This is a genomic window from Myxococcus xanthus (assembly GCF_013116825.1).
Taxonomy (GTDB): domain Bacteria; phylum Myxococcota; class Myxococcia; order Myxococcales; family Myxococcaceae; genus Myxococcus; species Myxococcus xanthus_B.
Map to the genome: position 1 here is coordinate 1 of NZ_JABFNS010000128.1, position 20,300 is coordinate 20,300.

General features: G+C 68.8%; 15 protein-coding genes. 4 read left to right on the top strand and 11 right to left on the bottom strand.

The genetic code is table 11. The annotated features are described in order from the left end of the window. Positions 1 to 682: hypothetical protein (locus HNV26_RS29340; RefSeq protein WP_253817182.1), on the top strand; the 682-nt coding region annotated here is incomplete at its 5' end. A gap of 4 nt (positions 683 to 686) precedes the next feature. Here HNV26_RS29340 and HNV26_RS29345 read toward each other — a convergent pair. The 5 genes from HNV26_RS29345 to HNV26_RS29365 all read right to left on the bottom strand — a co-directional run bounded on the left by HNV26_RS29345 (position 687) and on the right by HNV26_RS29365 (position 5,184). Then, positions 687 to 1,877: a pyridoxal phosphate-dependent aminotransferase gene (locus HNV26_RS29345; protein WP_171444343.1), complete on the bottom strand. Its 1,191-nt coding sequence runs from the start codon at positions 1,875 to 1,877 to the stop codon at positions 687 to 689. Positions 1,878 to 1,924: 47 nt separating this feature from the next. Next, positions 1,925 to 2,407 (bottom strand): pantetheine-phosphate adenylyltransferase, encoded by a 483-nt coding sequence (gene coaD / locus HNV26_RS29350; protein ID WP_171444342.1) that lies wholly within the window; start codon positions 2,405 to 2,407, stop codon positions 1,925 to 1,927. A 45-nt stretch (positions 2,408 to 2,452) separates the two neighbouring features. Beyond that, positions 2,453 to 3,010: a 16S rRNA (guanine(966)-N(2))-methyltransferase RsmD gene (gene rsmD, locus HNV26_RS29355; protein ID WP_140854625.1), complete on the bottom strand. Its 558-nt coding sequence runs from the start codon at positions 3,008 to 3,010 to the stop codon at positions 2,453 to 2,455. Positions 3,011 to 3,037: 27 nt separating this feature from the next. Beyond that, on the bottom strand, positions 3,038 to 4,072 hold the full coding sequence (locus HNV26_RS29360; RefSeq protein WP_171444341.1) for a hypothetical protein: 1,035 nt from the start codon (positions 4,070 to 4,072) through the stop codon (positions 3,038 to 3,040). 104 nt (positions 4,073 to 4,176) lie between these two features. Next, positions 4,177 to 5,184 (bottom strand): cation diffusion facilitator family transporter, encoded by a 1,008-nt coding sequence (locus tag HNV26_RS29365; protein WP_171444340.1) that lies wholly within the window; start codon positions 5,182 to 5,184, stop codon positions 4,177 to 4,179. A gap of 116 nt (positions 5,185 to 5,300) precedes the next feature. Between HNV26_RS29365 and HNV26_RS29370 the strand changes: the two genes are divergently transcribed. From HNV26_RS29370 to typA, 3 genes are all read left to right on the top strand, one after another. Then, the gene (locus HNV26_RS29370; protein ID WP_171444339.1) at positions 5,301 to 6,887 is read left to right on the top strand and encodes a sigma 54-interacting transcriptional regulator; all 1,587 of its coding nucleotides are present in this window, start codon (positions 5,301 to 5,303) and stop codon (positions 6,885 to 6,887) included. Then, positions 6,884 to 7,825: an alpha/beta fold hydrolase gene (locus tag HNV26_RS29375; protein ID WP_171444338.1), complete on the top strand. Its 942-nt coding sequence runs from the start codon at positions 6,884 to 6,886 to the stop codon at positions 7,823 to 7,825. Before HNV26_RS29370 ends, HNV26_RS29375 begins: the two co-directional genes overlap by 4 nt. A 198-nt stretch (positions 7,826 to 8,023) precedes the next feature. Beyond that, positions 8,024 to 9,871, top strand: coding sequence for a translational GTPase TypA (gene typA / locus HNV26_RS29380; RefSeq protein WP_171444337.1), 1,848 nt, complete (start codon positions 8,024 to 8,026; stop codon positions 9,869 to 9,871). A 91-nt stretch (positions 9,872 to 9,962) separates the two neighbouring features. Here the strand turns inward: typA and cglE are convergent, their stop codons facing one another. The 6 genes from cglE to HNV26_RS29410 all read right to left on the bottom strand — a co-directional run bounded on the left by cglE (position 9,963) and on the right by HNV26_RS29410 (position 20,287). After that, entirely contained in the window at positions 9,963 to 10,565 is a 603-nt protein-coding gene (cglE, locus tag HNV26_RS29385; protein WP_171444336.1) for an adventurous gliding motility protein CglE, read from the bottom strand. A 153-nt stretch (positions 10,566 to 10,718) separates the two neighbouring features. Then, complete coding sequence (locus tag HNV26_RS29390) at positions 10,719 to 12,761, bottom strand: TonB family protein (RefSeq protein WP_171444335.1); 2,043 nt, start codon at positions 12,759 to 12,761, stop codon at positions 10,719 to 10,721. A gap of 55 nt (positions 12,762 to 12,816) precedes the next feature. After that, complete coding sequence (locus tag HNV26_RS29395) at positions 12,817 to 13,101, bottom strand: hypothetical protein (protein ID WP_171444334.1); 285 nt, start codon at positions 13,099 to 13,101, stop codon at positions 12,817 to 12,819. Between the two features lie 220 nt (positions 13,102 to 13,321). Continuing rightward, complete coding sequence (locus tag HNV26_RS29400; RefSeq protein WP_253817183.1) at positions 13,322 to 14,929, bottom strand: tetratricopeptide repeat protein; 1,608 nt, start codon at positions 14,927 to 14,929, stop codon at positions 13,322 to 13,324. Next, a complete protein-coding gene (locus tag HNV26_RS29405; protein ID WP_171444333.1) occupies positions 14,926 to 18,534 on the bottom strand; it encodes a tetratricopeptide repeat protein in 3,609 nt (1,202 codons plus the stop codon). Before HNV26_RS29405 ends, HNV26_RS29400 begins: the two co-directional genes overlap by 4 nt. A gap of 214 nt (positions 18,535 to 18,748) precedes the next feature. Further along, positions 18,749 to 20,287 (bottom strand): tol-pal system YbgF family protein, encoded by a 1,539-nt coding sequence (locus HNV26_RS29410; RefSeq protein WP_171444332.1) that lies wholly within the window; start codon positions 20,285 to 20,287, stop codon positions 18,749 to 18,751. Between the last annotated feature and the right edge of the window lie 13 nt (positions 20,288 to 20,300).

The following is a 20,300-nucleotide window of genomic DNA, read 5'->3' on the forward strand; positions in this document are numbered from 1 at the left end:
GCCCACGCCCGAGGCGGAGCCCAAGCAGGCCGAGGCGCCCGCGACGCCACCGGCCGCTGAAGCGCCCGCTGTGCCGGCTCCCTCTGAGGCCCCCGCCAAGAAGGCACGCACCGCCGCCAAGAAGGCCGAGGCCCCGAAGACCGAGGCCCCCGCCGCTCCGAAGTCGGCAGCCGCCGCCGAGTCGCCCCGCGCGGCGCCCACACCGCCCCCTGCGGACGCACCGCCGGTCGACCTGCCTCCCGGACTTGCCGACTTCAAGCGCGACGCCGTCCCGGAGGCGCCGCCGCTGTCCCCCGAGGAGCAGATCCGCAAGGACATCCAGGCGGACGCGCGCTTCCTCCTCCAGTCCCTGCTGACGGGGGACGTACGCACCGCCTCGAACGAGCTGCTCTACCCGTTCAGCCTGGAGGCGGAGCGCTACGCCACGCCGGAGGAGCTGGTGTCGGCGTGGGTGAAGCAGCTGCGACTGAAGCGCACGGACCTCATCACCCTCTATGACGTCGAGGTGATGCCGCTGGAGGCCATGGAGAAGAAGTACGGCAAGGCGCCCGCGCGGCTGGGGTTGGACCTGCGCAACCCCAAGGACGTGTGGACGGCCGTGGGCAACATCTCCGGCCGCCCCGCCGTCCTCGTCTACCGCAAGTACCGCGACGAGTTCCGCGCCTTCGCCTACACGGACTGAGCGGTCAGCTCAGGGCCTTGACCAGCTCACCCAGCCGGGCAAGGCCCTTCTGCAGCACCTCGCGGGAGGTGACGAAGCTCATGCGCACGTAGCCCTCCGCGCCGAACGGCTCGCCGGGCACGGCGGCGACGCGGAAGTCGTCGAGGAGGATTTCCGACAGCTGCATCGCGGACGTCACCGGCTTGCCCTTGTACGACCGACCCAGCAGGCCCCGCACGTCCGCGAAGGCGTAGAAGGCGCCCTCGGGCATCCGGCAGCGCACGCCGTCCAGCGCGTTCAGTCCCGCGATGAAGAAGTCACGGCGCTCGCGGTACTCCTTCACCATGGCGGCGATGGTGTCCGGCGGCCCCTGCAACGCCGCCAGCGCGGCCTTCTGGCCAATAGAAGAGGCGTTGGACGTGGACTGGTCCTGCACCATCTGCATGGCGGCCACCAGCGGCTTGGGCCCGGCGACGTAGCCCATGCGCCAGCCCGTCATGGAGTACGCCTTGCTCATGCCGTTCACGACCACCAGCCGCGGCACCAGGTCCGGCGCCACGTCGCTGATGCCCAGGCGCTCGTCGGTGTAGAGCAGCTTCTCGTAGATATCGTCTGTGACGATGAGACAGTCGTGGGGCCGCAGCACCTCGGCGATGCGCTCCAGCGCCGCGCGCGAATAGACGGCGCCGGTGGGATTGCCTGGGCTGTTGATGATGACGGCGCGCGTGCGCGGCGTGAGCGCGCGGCGGATGGCGTCCGGGTCTGGCGCGAAGCCGTCCTCCTCGCGCGTGGGGACGATGACGGGCGTGGCACCCGCCAGCCGCACCATGTCCGGGTAGCTGACCCAGAAGGGCGCGAAGATGATGACCTCGTCCCCCTCCTCCAGCGCCGCCTGGCAGAAGTTGTAGAGGCCCTGCTTGCCACCCGAGGTGACGAGCACCTGGTCCGGCGTGTAGCGCAAGCCGTTGTCCCGCTCGAGCTTGGCGCAGATGGCCTCGCGCAGCTCCGGGATGCCGTTGGTCGGGGTGTACTTGGTGAAGCCCGCTCGCAGGGCGTCCACCGCGGCCTGCTTCACGTAATCCGGCGTGTCGAAGTCCGGCTCCCCCGCGGCCAGGACTACTACATCCACACCCTTGGCGACGAGCGCCTTGGCGCGCGAGTTGAGAGCGAGCGTCGGAGACGGCTTGATGGCCTGGAGCCGGTGAGCGAGTTTCATGTCCCCTGCCTAACGCGGAGCCCCACGCCGGACAAGGGGACTGCCTGCTACTTCCTTCCAGCGAACTTGGCCTTCAAACGTTCGTGCACGTTGGGCGGCACCAGCCCGGTGACGTCCCCACCGAAGGAGGCCACCTCCCGGACGAGGTTGGAGGAGATGTAGAAGTAGTCCTCCCCCGTCATCATGAAGACGGTCTCCACGTCGGGCGCCAGCTTGCGGTTCATGTTCGCGAGCTGGAACTCGTATTCGAAGTCCGACACCGCCCGCAGCCCGCGGACGATGACGCCCGCGTTGCGGCGCCGCACGTAGTCCACCAGCAGACCGTGGAAGGCGTCGACCTCCACCCGGTCGTCCTGGACGGCCTCTCGAATCAACGCGAGCCGCTCCTCCTCGGAGAAGAGCGGTGTCTTCTTCGGGTTCACCGCGATGGCCACGATGAGCCGATCGAACATCTTCAGGCTGCGCTGAATGAGGCTCAGGTGCCCGTTGGTGAGCGGATCAAAAGAACCAGGATAGATGGCGACCAGCATGTGCCGGGAAGTCTCGGATGCCCCCGGGAGCCGGTCAAGGACTGCTCACGGCGCCCGATAGAAGCTCACCAACGTGTCCCCGAAGCGGCGCTGGTCTTCCCGGTCGAGGCCGGCATGTGTGTCCGGCGCCGCCTCGCGCTTGTCGTGCTCCACCACCACCATGCCAGAGGGGGTCAGCAGCCCGGCGGCCACGATGCCGTCCAGCACCGTCTCCACCACGCGCGCGGCATACGGCGGGTCCGCGAAGATGAGCTCGAAGCGGTCGCCCCGCCGCTTCAGCGTCTCCAGCGCACGGGCCACCGGCGCGGACAGCACCTCCACCTGCCCGGCGAGCCCCACCGCCCGCGCGTTCTCACGGCAGAGGGTGAGCGCCTCGCGGTCCTGGTCCACCAGCACCGCCTGCCCCGCGCCGCGAGACACGGCCTCCAGGCCCAGCGCGCCGGTGCCGGCGTAGAGGTCCAGCACCCGCTGGCCGTCCAGGAACTGGCCCAGCACGTTGAAGAGCGTCTCCCGGACGCGGTCGGCCGTGGGACGGATGTGGAGGGACGAGGACTTGGGGCCGGCCAGGGCGCGGCCCTTGGCGGTGCCCGCGACGATTCGCATGGGCCCCTTCTACACCGCGCTCCGGCCTCAGTCGCCCCGCTTCTCCGCCAGGAAGCGCAGTGACGCCTGCCCCGTGCGCGTGGCCCCCAGCGCGGCGAGTATCTCGGTGGCCTCCATGAAGGACAGGGCCTCCAGCTTCTCCCGCGCGGCGTCGTCCAGCGGCGGCAGCTGCTCCTCCAGCACGCTCAGCAGCTGGCCTGCGGGCAGCCCGGCGGCGGCGGCCTTCTCCGCCACGCTGGCGCGGACGTCCGGGGGCCACGCCCCCAGCGCGAGCCGCTCGAAGCCGCCCACGCAGTCCACCTTGCGTACACCCGCCGCCACGTGGGTGGGCAGCCCGCCGGCCAGCGTCGAGCCCGCCTCCCCCACCGACAGCACGGCGTCGTACTCCGCGGCCAGCTCCACCAGGCTCCGCAGCAGCCGCACGTCCAGCTCGCCCTCACCTAGCGCGGTCTCCGGCACACGGACGAAGTCCACCGGCACCTTCCACTGCCGGAGGCCCTCCAGCAGCGTCCGGTACGCGTCCACGAACCCGCCAGAAGCGGCCGGCCCCGTCAGCTCCAGCGCCAGCTCGCGCTCGGTCACCGGCGCCACCAGGGCATTCACGGCCTCCACGGCCTCGTAGGAGTCCAGCCGGGACAGGTCCAACGACACCAGCGAGAAGCCGGCGTCCACCACGCGGTAGATGCCGTCCTTCAGGGCGTCCAGCGTGTCCGCGTCCGCCCGGGCCACCCGAATGGGCCCGGCCTGGAGGAACAGAGGCCGCGCGTGTTCGGCCTCGGCGGCGGCCTGGTGCGCGGCCACGACGAAGCGCTCGGGCGCCCCCCGGTCAGACAGCGGGTGTGGGCAGGCCAGCCCCAGCACGGCGTCTTCCGACCGGGCCGCGCGCAGCAGGCCCGGCAAGGCGCCCTTCGCTTGGACCGGCAGGCACGGCAGCGCAACCGGCGCCTCCGCCAGAGCACGCAGCAGCTCCCGGGGATTGAGCAGCGGAACGCGCGAACCCGCGCCCACCCGCGCCACCGTGTTCCCCGGCCGAAACGTCAGCACCTTGTCCAGCACGTTCATGGAGCGCTGAGAATCATCCGCCCGCGCCGCCCGAGGCAAGGCGAAGCTGCTGGGAGCGTCCGCTGGGGCACGCGGACGAGGTGCCCGGCCGGGCCCCAGGGCCGTCAGTGGACCTCGCCCAGGTGGGAGTAGGTCTCGCTCTCGATTTGAATCGTGGTGTGGTCGATTCCGAAGCGGTCGTACAGGTCGTGCTTCACCGCGGAGAGAATCTCGTCGTTGTTGCAGACCATGGGGTCCTGCACCACCAGGTGCGCGGACAGCGCGTACACGCCGCTGGAGATGGTCCACACGTGCAGGTCATGCACCGCCGTGACGCCCTGCGCGCGCAGCATCAGCTCCTTGATTTGCGCCAGGTCCACGTGCGCCGGCACCGCCTCCATCAGCACGTCCACCGCGTCGCGCACCAGCCGGACCGCGCCAATGACGATGACGATGGAGATGACCACCGAGATGATGGGGTCCACGACGTACCAGCCCGTGTACGCCATGATGCCCGCGCCCACGAGCACCCCCACCGACGACAGCGTATCCCCCAGCACGTGCAGGAAGGCCCCGCGCACGTTCATGGAGTGGGAGCGGTGCAGGAACCCCAGCGCGCCCAGGTTGGCCAGAAGGCCCACCGACGCCACGATGGCCATGGGCCCGATGTCCACTTGCGCCGGCGAGCGCACCCGCTCCCAGGCCTCATAGAGGATGAAGCCGGTGATGCCCATCAGCAACACGCCGTTGAGCAGCGCGCTGAGGATCTCCATCCGGTAGTAGCCGTACGTCTTCTTCACGTCCGCCGGCTTGCCCGCGAACCACAGCGCCACCAGGCTCAGCGCCAGCGCGGACACGTCCGTCAGCATGTGGCCCGCGTCGGACATCAGGGCCAGCGAGTTCGTCAGCCAGCCGCCCACCGCCTCCGCCAGCGCGATGGTGGCCGTCAGCACCAGGGCGAAGATGAGCCGGCGCTTGTCCTTCTTCCGCTCCTCCGCCAGTCCGCCCCTCCGGGGACCGTGCCCATGGCCGTGCCCATGGCCATGATGATGGTGGTGGTGGCCATGCCCGTCGCCGTGGTCATGCTCGTGGCCATGCCCGGATTCACCGCGGGTGTAAGGGGAAGTAGTCACGGGAGTGCGGGGTGCGGCTAATGCCCAGTCATGAGGTATGAGAGGCCGGGAATCTGGCTGCCGCCAGGCCCGGCATCCCCTGCTCCGGAGCGTGGGGAGACGCGACGGAGGTGGGGATGGACTACGGGAAGCATCTGAACCTGCACACCATCATCATGCTCAGGGATGTCATCCGCAAGTGGTGGCAGGTCGAGCTGGCGTTCGCGGACCGCCACGGCGTGGTGCATGAGTGGCAGCGCGGGGAAGTCAGCCCGCCGCCGAACGCCTTCTGCCGTGCCGCCCTGACCTCAAAAGAGGGCTTGCGGCGCTGCGGCCAGTCCGTCCGCGTACTGAACGAGAAGTTCAAGGCCAACAAGAAGGTGCGCCGCTCGCTCATCCACGACTGCCACCTCAACTTCAGCATCGTGGGCGCGCCCCTCTACATCGCCAACGAATACGAGGGGTTCCTCTTCGTCGAGGGCTTCGCCCGCCAGCCTCTTGACGCGCGCGAAGCAGACGTCCTCAAGTCGAAGGTGCGCCAGTTCGCCCCGCAGCACGTGGCCCTGGACGGGTGGAGCGAGCAGGTTCCCGTCCTGGACGGCGCCGAGCTGAGCAAGCTGTCCGACCTGCTCGAGTGCGCGGCGAATGAAATCGCCAACCACGAAGCGTCGGAGGCCTCCCGGCAGGAGGACGGCGCGCCCGGGTCGTCCCGTGAGCTGAGCGACCGCTACCGCTTCGAGAAGATCATCGGGCGCTCCGGCCCCATGATGGAGGTGTTCCGGTTGATGGAGAAGGTGGCCAACTCCGACTCCACCGTCCTCATCAATGGCGAGTCCGGCACCGGCAAGGAGCTGGTGGCCCGCGCCATCCACCTCAGCGGCCCGCGCGCGCAGCAGCCCTTCGTGGTGCAGAACTGCTCCGCCTTCAACGACAACCTGCTGGAGAGCGCCCTCTTCGGCCACACGCGCGGCGCCTTCACCGGCGCGCTGCGCGACAAGAAGGGCCTCTTCGAGGTCGCCGACAGCGGCACCTTCTTCCTGGATGAAGTGGGTGACATGTCCGCCGCGTTGCAGGTGAAGCTCCTGCGCGTGCTCCAGGAGGGAACCTTCCTGCCCGTGGGCGGCACGCAGCTCAAGGAGGTCAACGTCCGCGTCATCGCCGCCACCCACAAGGACCTGAGCGAGCTGGTGAAGCGGGGCGAGTTCCGCGAGGACCTCTACTACCGCATCAACGTCATCCGCGTGCAGCTGCCGCCCCTGCGGGAGCGGCGCGACGACATGCCCGTCCTCATCGACCACTTCCTGCGCAAGCACCACCGCGAGGGCCAGCGCGCGCGCGGGCTGGACGCGGAGGCCCTGGCCATCCTGGGCGCGTACGCGTGGCCGGGGAACATCCGCGAGTTGGAGAACGAAATCGAACGCCTGCTCGTGCTGGGGGGCGACTTGGAGTCCATCCCCGCCGAGCTCATCTCCAGCCGCATCCGCGACGCCGTGTTGCCCGGAGGAGGCCCCTTCATCTCTCCGCGCGCCCACGGCAAGCTGCACGAAGCCGTGGAAGCCCTGGAGCGGGAGATGATTCAGCAGGGACTGATGCGCACGCGCTACAACAAGAGCCGGCTGGCGCGAGAGCTGGGCATCAGCCGCTCCAACCTCATCTTGAAGATCTCACGCTACGGCCTGGACAAGGGCCTGCCCGAGGACGAGGCGGAGATGGGCGACGCATGAGCCCCGGTACGCGGTACTTCCACCAGGACCGCCTGCGCGTCCCGGATGGCGCGCAGCTGTATTACCAGGTCCAGGGAGACGGCCTCCCGGGCATGGTCTTCTGTGACGGCCTGGGCTGTGACGGCTTCGCCTGGAAGTACCTGGCGCCCTACCTGGTCCGGAACCACCGCGTGCTGCGCTGGCACTACCGGGGCCACGGCCGCTCCACCGTCCCCGAGGACCGCTCTCGCATCGGCATGCTGTACACCTGCGATGACCTGCGGCGGATGCTCGACGCCGTGGGGATGGAGCGCGTCGTCCTCTTCGGCCACTCCATGGGCGTCCAGGTGGCGCTGGAGTTCCAGCGCCGCTACGCCCAGCGCGTGGGTGGGCTCGTCCTGATGTGCGGCAGCTACGGCAACCCCCTGGACACCTTCCACGACTCCACCGCGCTCAAGCGGGCGTTCCCGCTCATCCGCCGCGTGGTGGAGCGCTACCCGGAGCAGTCCGCCCGCATCATCCACACGGTGCTGCGCACGGAGTTGGCCGTGCAGTTGGCCATCACCCTGGAGATGAACCGGGAGCGCATCGCCCGCAACGACCTGGCCCCCTACTTCGACCACCTGGCCCGGATGGACCCCGTCGTCTTCGTGCGCACCCTGGAGTCCATGGCGGAGCACAACGCGTGGGACCACCTGCCGCATGTGGACGTCCCCACCCTGGTGGTGGCGGGCGGCCAGGACAAGTTCACGCCGGGTTGGATCTCCGAGGAGATGGCCGACCGGATCCCCGGCGCCGAGCTGGAGCTCATCCCCGAAGGCACCCACACCACCCCACTCGAAGCCCCCGGGCGGGTGGAAGCCCGCGTCGAGCGCTTCCTCCGGGAGCGACTGAACGTGCGTACCGTCGCCCCCTCCCCCGCGCCTACACCGGTGGTGAGTCCTCCCGCTGGCCCCTGAGCCTCCGGAAGAGGCCGGCCCCCTGGCGTTGTTCATGGGTGACAGGAGTGAAAACCCGCTCGCATGAACGCTGGGCTTCCGGCTGCATTGCAGGGGACGCACTCGCGGCATATAAGCGCCGACCTCCCGGGTTCCGGTGGGGTTCGGAAGCCCCGGCGTCCTCGGGCGTTCCCCACCTGCCATCACAGTTCGGTTCGTATGATTCCTCGCGAAAATATTCGTAACGTCGCCATTGTCGCTCACGTCGACCATGGCAAGACCACGCTCGTCGATCACCTGCTTCGCCAGGCGGGCACTTTCCGTAGCAACGAGCACGTCGCCGAACGGGTGATGGACTCGAACGACCTCGAGCGCGAGAAGGGCATCACCATTCTCGCGAAGAACACCGCGGTCAATTACAAGGGCATGCAGATCAACATCATCGACACCCCGGGTCACGCCGACTTCGGTGGTGAGGTGGAGCGTGGTCTGCGCCTCGTTGAGGGCGTCATCCTGCTGGTGGACGCCGCCGAAGGCCCCCTGCCCCAGACGCGCTTCGTGCTCAGCAAGGCCCTGGCCATGGGCCTGAAGACGGTGCTGGTCATCAACAAGATCGACCGCCAGGACGCCCGCGCGAAGGACGTGCTGGACCTGGTGTACTCGCTCTACATCGACCTGGGCGCGGACGAGCAGCAGTTGGAGATGCCCGTCCTCTACACCGTCGCCCGCCAGGGGCAGGCGTCCACGCAGCTGGAGGTCCCCGGCACGACGCTGGAGCCCCTGTACGACGCCATCATCAACCACATCCCGCCTCCGCCGAAGTCGGACGAGACGTCGCTGCAGCTGCTCGTCGCCAACCTGGACTACGACGACTACGTCGGCCGCCTGGCCGTGGGCCGCGTGCAGTCCGGCCGAATCACCGCCAACATGCCCGTCTCCGTCTGCCGCGAGGGCGGCAAGGTGCAGCCGGGCAAGATCGTCAAGCTGTACGGCTTCTCCGGCCTGAAGCGCGTGGAGATTCCGGACGCGGGTCCGGGTGAAATCGTCTCCATCGCCGGCATCGAGGAGATCTCCATCGGCGACACCATCGCAGACGCCGAGAAGCCGGTGGCCCTGCCCCGCATCGCCGTGGACGAGCCCACGATGATGATGGTCTTCAAGGTCAATGACGGGCCGCTGGCGGGCAAGGAAGGCAAGTTCGTCACCTCCCGCAACCTGCGCGAGCGCCTCTACCGCGAGGCCTACCGCAACGTGGGCGTCCGCGTGGAGGACACCGACACGCCGGACGCGTTCCGCGTGGTGGGCCGCGGCGAGCTCGCCCTGGCCGTCATCATCGAGAACATGCGCCGCGAGGGCTATGAGCTGACGGCCTCCAACCCGGAGCCGATCACCAAGGAGATCGACGGACAGGTCCACGAGCCCATGGAGCTGCTCTTCTGCGACGTGCCCGAGAACAGCGTGGGCGCGGTGACGGAGCGCCTGGGGCCCCGCAAGGGCCGCATGGTGGACATGGGCACCCTGGGCTCGGGCCGCACCCGGCTCCAGTTCCGCATCCCCGCGCGCGGCCTCATCGGCTTCCGCTCGGAGTTCCTCACCATCACCCGTGGCGAGGGCATCATGAGCAGCCAGTTCGACGGCTACGAGCCGTGGTTCGGCTACATCCCCAAGCGGCAGAATGGCGCCATCGTCTCCGACCGCCTGGGCGACACTGTGCCCTACGCGCTCTTCAGCATCCAGGAGCGTGGCTCGCTCTTCATCGGCGCCGGCACCACGGTGTACGAGGGCATGATCATCGGCGAGCACTCGCACGCGTCCGAGCTGAACGTGAACTGCTGCCGTGAGAAGAAGCTCACCAACATCCGCGCCGCCGGCCGCGACGAGAACGTCATCCTCACCCCGCCGCGGGAAATCAGCCTGGAGAAGGCGCTGGAGTGGATCGCCGACGACGAGCTGGTCGAGGTGACGCCCAAGTCCATCCGCATGCGCAAGAAGGCGCTGGCGGTGGGCGAGCGCTACCGCGCCGAGCGCGACCGCAAGCGCGAGGAGCGCGCGGCCGAAGGCGAGTAGCCCTTCGCGCTGCTGGGGCGCTCACGGGGCGCCTCGCGTCACCAGGGCCCGTTCCCACTGCGTTGGGGCGGGCCCTTCGTGTAGGCGGGCGTCAGAACGTGTACTTCACCTTCGGGAAGATGGCGAAGGAGGTGATGTTGGGCCCGATGACGTAGCGGGCCAGCAGGTCCGCGCCGACGGAGAAGTGGTCCATGCCCGTGGCGTACTCCACGCCGAAGCCCAGGCCCGCGTTGGGCGCGCTGACGGCGCGGCCCGGGTCGCCCTCGTCGGGGTCCACGGGCGCCGGATCCAGCCGCGTATAGCCCGCCACGACCTTGGGCGTGAGGAACAGCCGGTCCATGACGCGCACGTGGTAGGCCGCCGACAGGTTGAAGAAGGCCATGGTGAAGTTGTCCGACAGCGCGCACGTCTCCGTGCCGGGCAGGTAGCCCGCGAAGCAGTTCTGCGCGGACGAACCGAGCCCGAAGTGCGCCCCCAGCGACAGCTTCTCCGTGAGGTCGTATCCCACCCCGAGCTGAAGGTACGTCTGGGCGTTGGAGTAGACGTTCTCCCCGCCCACGGTGAAGAACACGCCGATGTCCGTCTCGGTGAAGAAACCACGGCGCGGCTCGAACGCCACCCCTTCCGGCGGTGTGGCCGCGAGAACCGGAGACGACAGCAGCGCGAGCGCGGCAATCAACTGAGACTTCTTCACGGGTCCTCCCGACAGACGTGCCCTCCCAGCGCAACGCGGGAGCGGCGCAGACGTTAATGACGGCCCCCTGGAACCGGCAGTGGGGGAAAAACGAAAGTGGCGTGGACCGTTTCGTCCACGCCACTTGGGGCCTTCACAGGCCGCGACCGCCGTTCACCCTCCCGCGCCCGCGGGCGAGAAGAGCCACGGATACGTCACCGACACCACGCCGCCGCCCTTGGGCTCCGGGAACTTCCAGCGGCGGATGCGCGACAGCATGCAGCGCTCCGCCGCGGCGCTGTTCAGCGTCGTCTCAGCGACACTCGCGTCGGACACCGCGCCCGTGGGGTCGATGACGAAGGCCACCGCCACCTTGCCGGCGAGGCTCGGGTCCTTGTTCAGCTCCGACTCGTAGCAGTACTTGATCTCCCCCTGGTGCCGCCGGATGACCTTGGCGATGACGTCCTTGTCCAGGCCGCCCACCACCGTCGTCTTTCCGGGGATGACCTTGGTGATGGACTTGCCACGGCCGCCCAGGTCGATGCCGCCGGACCCGCCCGTGCCACGGCCGGTGCCCTGCGTCCCCAGACCGCCGATGCCCAGCGCGGTGCCACCACCGCCCTTGCCAGTGCCACGCGAGCCCACGCCGCCCACGCCCTGCGCGTCACCCATGGCCGCGCCGCCCTTGAGGCCACCCAGCGCGTCGTTGATGCCGGTGCCGAAGCCCCCGGGACCGAACACGTCCGATGCCCCACCCTTCATGCCCTTGAAGGCGCCCAGCAGGCCGACCTTGCCCACCGCCTGACGGTCCTTCTCCTTCTTGCTCTTGTCCACCACGGGCGTGCCGGGCTTGGAGGGCGCGGCCTCCTGCTGCTTCGCCTCCTCCTTGCCGAACTTGCCTTCCTCGTCCTTCGCCTTGGCGCCCTCTTCCGGCGCGGACAGCTGGAGCTTCTTCGCCTCCAGCCGCTTCTCCGGGGTGATGAGGAACTTCGCCACGCGCTGCTGGGACTCGAAGATGTCCGCGCTCTGCGGCAGCTCCTGCCGCGGCGTCAGCACCATGGTCAGCACCACCGCCAGGCCCGCCAGCATGCAGATGCTGGCGATCTTGAAGAACGTGAAGTCGGAGTCCTTCAGCGACGCGGCGGTGATGACCGGAGACGGCTTCACGTAGCGCGCGACAAAGGACACCGTGCCCAGCGACAACTCCACCCGGTCGTGCAGGCCCAGGGTGAAGCGCTGCTCGGCGTCCTCACCGGCCTGGCCGGAGAGCGCGCCCGCGGCCCGCAGCGCGTCCTTGGTGCGCACGTTGCCCTGGTTGGTGACGAAGGCGCGCGAGCCCGCGGGAGCGCGCACCTCCAGCACATCCTTCCTGCTGACGGCCAGCACGTGGCTCTTGCCCACCGACGGCGCGAAGACGTTGAAGAAGTTCTGCTTCGCCTCGCCGATGGTGACGGGCACGCCGTCCTTGAAGTGCTGGACCTCCAGCAGGGTGTCGCCCCACAGCAGCGCGACCTGGAGGACGCGCGCCTCGGGCGTGGGCATGGCCTCGGGAGGCAGCGGCTCCTGGAGGTGCGGCGCCACCGTGCGCCGCGGCGTGGCCGTGTTCGCCGCGTTCGGCGTGGACGTCCGCGCCGTGGAGGGCGTCGTACGAGGCTGGAGCCCCGGTGGCGTCTGCCGGGGCGGCTGGACCGGAATCACACCGGGAGAGGCCACCCGCTCCACGCGGTTGCCCAGCGCCGTGGACACCTGGCGCATGGGCGGCGGCGGCGTGGGAACCAGGTTCGGCAGGTCCGCGCGCGTCTGCGTCTGCATGCCACGCGGCGGCGGTGGCGTGGCCACCGACCCCTGGAACACCGGCCCCGCCACCCGCGCCCCCGCGGGAAGCGGACGCTCGGGCTGGGTCGCTCCGAAGAGCACCTCCACCCGGCTGCCGCCCACCGTCAACACATCCCCGGGGTTGAGCGCCGTGGGGAGGACGAGCCGCTGTCCCCGCACCTCCGTCCCCCCCTCACTGCCCAGGTCGATGGCCGTGACCGAGCCATCCTTGTCCACCTTCAGCATCACATGGAGATTCGAGACCCGCGGGTCCTGAATCTTCACCGCCGCCTGAGCGCCCGAGCCCACAATGACGCTCTCGGCCTCCGACACGGCTTCCGCCGTGGAGCCATCCGGCCCGGTGATCCGAAGCGTCAAGCCGTTGTTCTTCGCCGCCGCCATGAGGATTGTCCCTCTTCCCTTCCGCCCTGAGAACGACTGCCGCCGCCCGCTGCCGCTAGAGGTTGTCGACTGACTTCTGTAGCTCTGGATCGAAGTTGTCCCGGACCTTGATGAGGCTCTGGAAGTCCGTCTTCTTCCGGTGGAGGACGTACGAGCCCTCAGGCTTCGTGAGCTCGCCTTCCACCGCGACATCCGTGAAGTCGATGACCGTCTTCTTCCGGAAGACGGTGCGGTCCTCCTCCTGGACGACCTTCACCGTGTCTCTCGACTCCTGTGCCATCACCACCGAGGGTGCCGCCCACAGGCCCAGCACCACCACCGCTGATACCAGTCGCCTCATGCTCAACCTCCCAATGCACAGCGCGATCCAACCTCAAGCCCTTGAATCCAGAGGAGCTCGCCTGCTCATCCGGGTGTTGCCGCCTGGAGAGAGGAAAAAAGTTCCGTCCCTCTTCGTCAGAACTCCAGCCTGCCTGTCGGGGTGATGCCTCGGGTGCCTGTCCAACCCAGCCCCCGCCCACTGTGCGAGCGCCGAACGCCGCGCCCCAAGGGAAGCCGCTTCACTTGCCCGCGGGCGTACCGTCCCCACCGGGAGCAAGCCGCGCCCCGCTGCCACTGGAGGCAGCACCCCGCGGAGCATCGTCCGGAGTGGGCTCGGAACCCGAGCCCCCCATGGCGTCAGCCTCTGGCGTCGTGCCAGTGCCTTGCTCGGGCCGGGAGCTCGCGCCACCGGTCGCTTCGTCCGCGGGCATCGCATCCGCGCCCTGCCCAGGCTGTGCGCCCGCGGCGCCCGTGGCATCGCCTGCCGGCGCCGCCTCCGTGCCCTGTCCAGGCGCCACGCCCTCGGCGCCCTGCGCGGGCTGCGCACCACCGCCGCCAATGGCCTCATTCGCCGGAGCGCCACCGCCTTCGCCTTCCGCGGTGGCGGGCGCGGCCTCGGGCGGTGGGGCCTTGAGCATGTTCTGCAGGCCCTGGACCTTGGCGGTGATCATCTGCTTGTCATTGTCGGTCGTCGTCTCCAGCCCCTTGCAGCGGTCGAGGAACGCGATGGCCTTCTGCCAGCCCGCGCGGTCCGACGCATACGCCCAGCCCGCGCCGCACACGGCCTCCGGCAGGTCCGAGCGCGTGGCCAGCACCTTCTCGAACGCCTCGCCCGCGGCCAGGCCCTTCTTCGGATCGCGCCCCTTCTGCCCGTCCAGCGCCCAGGCCAGGTACAGCGTCGCGTCCGGCGAGCCCGGCTCCAGCTCCACGGCCTTGCCGAAGGAGCGCTCGGCGCCCACGTAGTCGCGGTAGCTCAGCGCCAGGGCGCCCAGGTTGAGGTAGCCCGGGGTGAACTTCGCATCCAGTGAGATGGCCTTCTGGAACTGCACCAGCGCGCGCGCCCGGTCGTCCAGCTTCAGGTAGACCATGCCCAGCAGGTTGTAGAGCGCCGGGTCGTTCTCCGAGTGCTTGCGCGCGTTGCCGGCCAGCAGCTCCGCCAGCCGGTATTTCTCCCGGGCGTAGGCCACGTGCGCCAGGTTCTTGTATGCCCCCGGGTTGTCCTTGTTGCGCACCAGCACGCGGCGCGCGGCGGCCTCGGACTCATCCAGCTTTCCGGCGACGCGATAGGTGATGGACAGGCTGTTGAGCAGCGACGCGTCGTACTCGCGACCGGGCGTCTTCAGCGCCCGCTGGAACAACGCGATGGCTTCGTCCAGCCGCCCCTGCTCCCGGTACATGACGCCCAGGTTGACCACCGCGGGCACGTGCGCCGGGTCCAGCAGGAGGACCTTCTCGTAGGCCACGCGCGCGTCAGCCGGACGGCCCTGGCGCTCCGCGATGACGCCCAGGTTGAACTGCGCGTTGAGGCTCTGCGGCACTTCATCCACCACCGACTCGAAGCCCTTGCGCGCACCGTCCAGGTCCCCTGCTTCATAGGACTGGAGCGCCGCCGCGAAGGCGGACTGCGCGCTGCCGGACTTCTGCGCGGGGGGAGGCACCCGCTTCTGCTCGGGCGCGGGCTGCTGCGCCGCGGGCGGCGTCACCTCCGGCGCGGCGGTCTGCTTCTTCTGAGGCCCCGAGGCGCACGCCGCCGTAAAGGCCAGCGAGCCGACGAGGAGCGAACGGAACCAGGTCATCTGCGTCTTCCCCGCCCCAACCTGAAAGGAATCGATGCGAAACGGCTTCATCGCAGCACCTCCCCGCGCGCCGCAGTGGGTGCCTGCGCCTCGTCATCCGAGGGCTTCGAGGAATCCGCCGGGACCGGCGTCGTCGCGGTGGCGCCTTCCAGCACGCGCACCAGGTCCGAGCGGACGAGTGTGTCGCTGCCGCGGTAATTCACCTGCCGCACCTGCGCGTAGGCCCCTGGACGCAGGCGGTTCACCTGGTCCTGCGCGGCCAGGGTCCACCGGCTGTAGACGCCCAGCTCGTAGGCCTTCTCCAGCGCCTTCTCCAGGGCCTCGGCGGCCTTGTCCTCCAACGGCAACGCCAGGTTCTCCAGCTCGCTGCGGTACATGGCGAGCTGCTCCTCATCGAGCCCGGATGGGTCCGGCGAGTCCATGATGTTGCGCGCGAAGTCGGCATAGGCCAGGCCGATGCGCGTGAGCGCCGCGATGCCCCAGTCGCCGGAGCCGGTGGACAGGACGGCGAGGTACTCCTTCTCCAGCCGCTGGATCTCCTTCTGCTTCGCCGCCAGGTCCCGTCGGATGGTGCTCACCCGCGAGAAGCGGATGGCTACGTAGCGCGTCCACGCCGGCTCCAGCGACAGGAAGCGCGCATGGCCGTAGGCATTGAGCACCGCCGCGTCCTTGCGAGCGCTCTCCGGCAGCCGGTTCCACGCCCGCACCAGCTCGCCCTGCACGCGCTCCTGCTCGCGGACGTTCTTCAGCTGCTCGTACGCCAGCAGCTCGTGGTAGCGCGCCAGGTACACCTGCGCGGAGCTGGAGCGCGAGTCACGGCCGTACGTCTCCGCGAAGGCGCCAAACGCCCGGGCCGCCTCGCTCCACTTCTTCTCCTTCTCCCACGCGAGCGCCGCCGCGAAGGCCACCTGCGGCACGTCCTTGCGGTCCTTGAAGCGGGAGACGTACGTGTTGTACGCGGCCACGGCCTTCTGCGGCTCACCCGCGCCTTCCCACCAGACGCCCGCATTGAACTGCGCATCCGCCAGCCAGCCGCCGGCCTCGTCCAGCAGCGCCTTGCGCTCGGCGGCCTTCCGCTCGCGCTTGGCCTCCGCGTCCTCTGCGCCCGGCGCGACGTTCGCCTTGGCGGCCGTCTTGGGCGCCTTGCGCTTGCCGTTGGCATCGTCCGCCTTCATCGCGGCGTCGTAGCTGGCCACGAAGGACTCCGCCATGACGGCGGCCTTCCGGTACTCAGCGACCTTCTCGTAGAGGCCCGCCAGCGAGTAACGCGCCTTCAGCTCGAAGGGGCTGCGCGGGTACTCCTTGAGGAAGCGCTCACCCGCGGCCAGGCCCTTGTCGATTTCGCCCGCCTCCTGCGCGATGATCATCGCGTAGGTGAGCGCGCGGTCCGCGTTCTCTGACTTGGGGAAGTCGGCCACGAAGCGGAGGAACTCCTCGGCGGCCTTCTTCGGGTTCTTCTCCTTCTTGTAGACGACCTCGTCCACCCACTTGTACTGGCTGCCTTCGACGACGCGGCTGACGCGCACGGCGAAGTCCGTTCCGGGCTTGGCCAGCTTCTTGTTCTCCAGGAACTTCTTCGACAGCGTGTTCAGCTCGAGCCACTCCTCGCGGCTCTCCAGCACGTACATGGTGAGGTCGGCCGCGTCCCGCGAGCGGCGCTCCTCCGGGAACTTCTCGATGATTTCGCCGAAGCGCCGCGCCGCGTCCACGAAGTGGCTGCGGTCATAGAGGATGACGGCGGCCTGGTAGCGCAGGTCGATTTCGTCCTGCGTGTTGGGATACAGCTTCACGTAGACGTCGCACGCGGCGACCAGCCGGTCCTCGAACTTCGTGAGCGCCTCTTCCTGGCGGTCCTTCGCGTCGCGCTTGACGATCTTCTGCTTGGCGACGTCGCCCTTGTCCTTCTTCTCGTCGACCTTCTGGCCGTCGCGCAGGTCGCTCTTGGCGAGCTGGCCTCGCTCGATCTTCACCAGCTTGTCGTAGGCGAGGATGGCGTTGTACCCGGCGCTCTTGCGGTACGTCTCGTTGGAGACCTCGCGCGCGGTGTCGCGGTCCGGAATCTTGAAGGCCACCACGGCGTCGTACTCGGCCGCGGCCGCTTCCCACTCCTCCAGGGCCCAGAGGATCTCCGCGTAGAAGAAGCGGAGGTTGAAGGCGGAGTCCGCCACGAAGTCTGGGTTCGCGTTGGAGGCGAACGCGTCCACGTACTGTTTGTAGATGTCACGCGCCAGCCGGTAGGTCTCCACCTGGCGCGTCTTCTGCGCCTCCTGGTGGTACTCGGTGACCATGACGCGCATGGCCTCTTCGGTGACGTTGAAGGCGTTGCGGAGGACGGCCGTCTTGCCCTCGTTGGCCTTCCACCACTCGCCACCGGGGCTGTAGAGGTCCACCATCCGCTTCATCTCCTTGCGGACCATCTGGCGCTGGCGGAGCCCCTCGTGGGCGCGGACGATGGCCTGCTGGTACTCCGGCGCGTTGGCGCCCATGGGCTCGTCGTCCACGAGCGTTCGGTACGTGAGGATGGCGCTGTCGAAGTGGCCCGCGTCCACCAGGCCCGCGGCCGTCTTGGCCAGCAAGCGGCCCACGCGCTGCGCCGGCGCCTTCTCCTTGAAGTACGCGATGGCCTCCTTCGGCTGGTCCAGTTGGACGTAGAAGACGGTCAGGTCGTTGAGCGCCTCGGTGCGCAGGTCACCCAGCTCGGGGCTCTTCGCGGCGTAGTCCACCACCTCGTGAAGCTTCTTCAGCCCCAGCTCGTAGTCGCCGGTGTTGTAGTCGCACCAGGACAGCTTGTAGACGGCGTAGCCGTAGATCTTCGGCACGCGCGAGTCCCGCGCCTTCTCGTAGTTCTCCTTGGCGGGGATGAGCTTGTTGTTCTCGAAGTAGTGGTTGCCGAGCTGGATGTACGCGTCCGGCACGAACTGCGACTTCGGGAAGTCGCGGATCAACTCCTCGTAGCGGGCCACCGCGTCCTCGCGGCGCCCCAGCTCGTAGTAGTTGTACCCCATGGAGAAGAGGACCTCGTCGCGCTGCGGATAGTCCGGGTACGCGCGGAGGATGTCCTCGTAGATGCCCATCGTTTCGGTGCGGTAGCGCTCGCTGTCCGCGTGGTTCTTCTTGGGCGGCTCCACCTTCTCGCCGCGCGCCACGGCCGCGTCGTATTCCTTCTCCGCCGCGAGGAAGCGCGTCATCTCCAACTGGTAGAGGTACTTGGACTTCTCCCAGTAGAGCTCCGACAGGCGGTAGAGCATCTCCGCCTTCTGCGGATTGCCGTCCCGCAGCTTGGGGATGAGGCGCTTGAAGGCGGCGATGGCCTCGTCGCGCTTCTTGTCCGCCAGCGCGTCCCGCTTGGCGTCCGGGATGCGGGGCAGCTCCGCGAACTTCGCCGACGCGGGCTGAACTCGCGCGGGCCCCTGCCGCACGTCCTCCGGCGCGACCCCTGGCGGCGGAGCCTTCTCCTCTGCCTTGCGGTCGACCTGGGCCTTCGCGGACTTCTTCTTCCCGCCCGCCTTGCTGGACGCACCGGAGGTCTTCGACGCGGACGCCGCGGCGGGCTTCTTCCCCCCCTTGCGGGCCTGCGTTTCCGCCGCCTCTCCCACCCCGCCAGTGATGAGCACCGCGCCCACCGCCAGCGCACCGAAACGAAGAACCACCTTCATGCGAGCTCCTGCCGTGAAGCCGACCCGGCATGCGGGCAATCCAGCACCCACTGACGAGGGACGACGGAAAGTAGATGCGCACTTCTGGATTGAGAAGTGGCGGTGGAACGGTGCTTGCGCACTGTCAACAACGACGAAGGGGCCGCTTCCACGCGGTGTCGCGTGGAGCCGGCCCCTCAAGGTACGTGCATGCGTGACGGCGGCGCTCGTGAACCTACGGCTGCTGTTCAGCGGTCTTCGCCGGGCAGCCACGCTTCAGCGTGTATTGGTAATAACCAATCTCGTCGATCCAGAACTCGCCCTGGAACTTCCAGTAGTTCCAGGCCGCGCCTGGCATCTTCGGGCGATACAGCGACTGCCGCGTCAGCAGCGCCTTCTGGTCAACGCCGGCCTGCAGCAAATCCTTCTCATCCAATGCCGTCTGCACGCGGATGATCTCCGCCTGGTCGGAGAAGGTCCGCAGATTGTCCGCTGCCTCACGGATGCGGCTCTGCGCCAGCGTGCCGCCCACCTGCAGCAGCGTCCCGCGAACCTCCTCGAGCGACGCGGTGGACTGCGCCGCCAGCGGCGTGCCGCGCCAGCGTCCGTTCGTCAGCGCACGCTTCTCGTTGTCCACGCGCTCCAGCATCCGCATCACCTCGCGGATGCGCTCGTTGTTGCGCAGCCACAGGTATACCGGGCGCGGCAACCGGCGGTTCTCCGCCGCCACCAGGTTGAAGGACTGCACCAGCGGCACGTCCTCCCCGGCGAACGGCTCCAGTTGCCGCTCCATGGGACCGTAGATTTCGTCGAAGGCCGCCAGCGTCGTCTTCACCTCGTCGTAGAGGCACGAGTAGTAATAGACGGTCGCCTTGAGTATCCACGACTCGGGCTGGAAGGCCCCGGCGAACTGCGGCGCATGCAGCGCCTGGAGGCTGCCCAGCGCCCCGCCGAAGTCCTCGTTCTGAAAGCGCGCGAAGCCGTTCTCGAAGAGGGCCTGGTCCCAGTAGCGCGAGTAGCGCGGCACCCGCTCATAGGCGGCGCTGGCGTCGGTGTACTCACCGCGGCGGTAGTGAAGCCGGCCCAGGGCGATGAGCGCCAGGTGCTGCGTGGCGCGCAAGTCCAGTTGCCCCTCCTTCGCGGCCAGCACCGCGTTGAAGGCAGCCAGCGCGTCCTTGTCCAACACGGAGTCCTCGCCAGGACGGCCCGGGAAGCGCGGGTCCGCCAGCACCACGCCCAGAAGGTAACGGGACTTCGCGTACACGCGGCTGTCCGGGGGGACCGCCTCCAGCAGCGAGCGCGCTTCCTCGAAGCGGCTCTTGCGCTGACTCACCGTGCCCACCAGGTAGTTGATGCGCGCGAGCACTTCCTTGGGCAGCGTCACCCAGCGGTCGCGCACCTCGTCGGTGTAGGCCTGGTTGAGGATGCTGGGGATGAGGTTGTGCTCGTCCAGTTGCTGCTGCATGTCCACCAGGCCCTCCACCGCCTTGAGATATGAGGGGTGCGAGGGTCCGGCATTGACGATGGCCGCATAGGCGATGAAGGCGGAAACAGGCAGGCCCTTCTGGGCCAGGGCCTGTCCGAGGAAGTACTCCGCCTTGCCCTTCACCTCCGCGTCGGGGGCGCTCTCCGCGAGTTCGAAGAAGAGGGGCGCGGCGGTGTCCATGTCACCGGCGTTGAAGGCGGCCAGCGCGCGGTTGTAGCCACCCGAATCAGGCTGGGCGGACACCGCGAGCGGCGCCAGGGCGACGAAGAGGCTGAGCAGTCGTTTCATGGCGGTTCGGGCC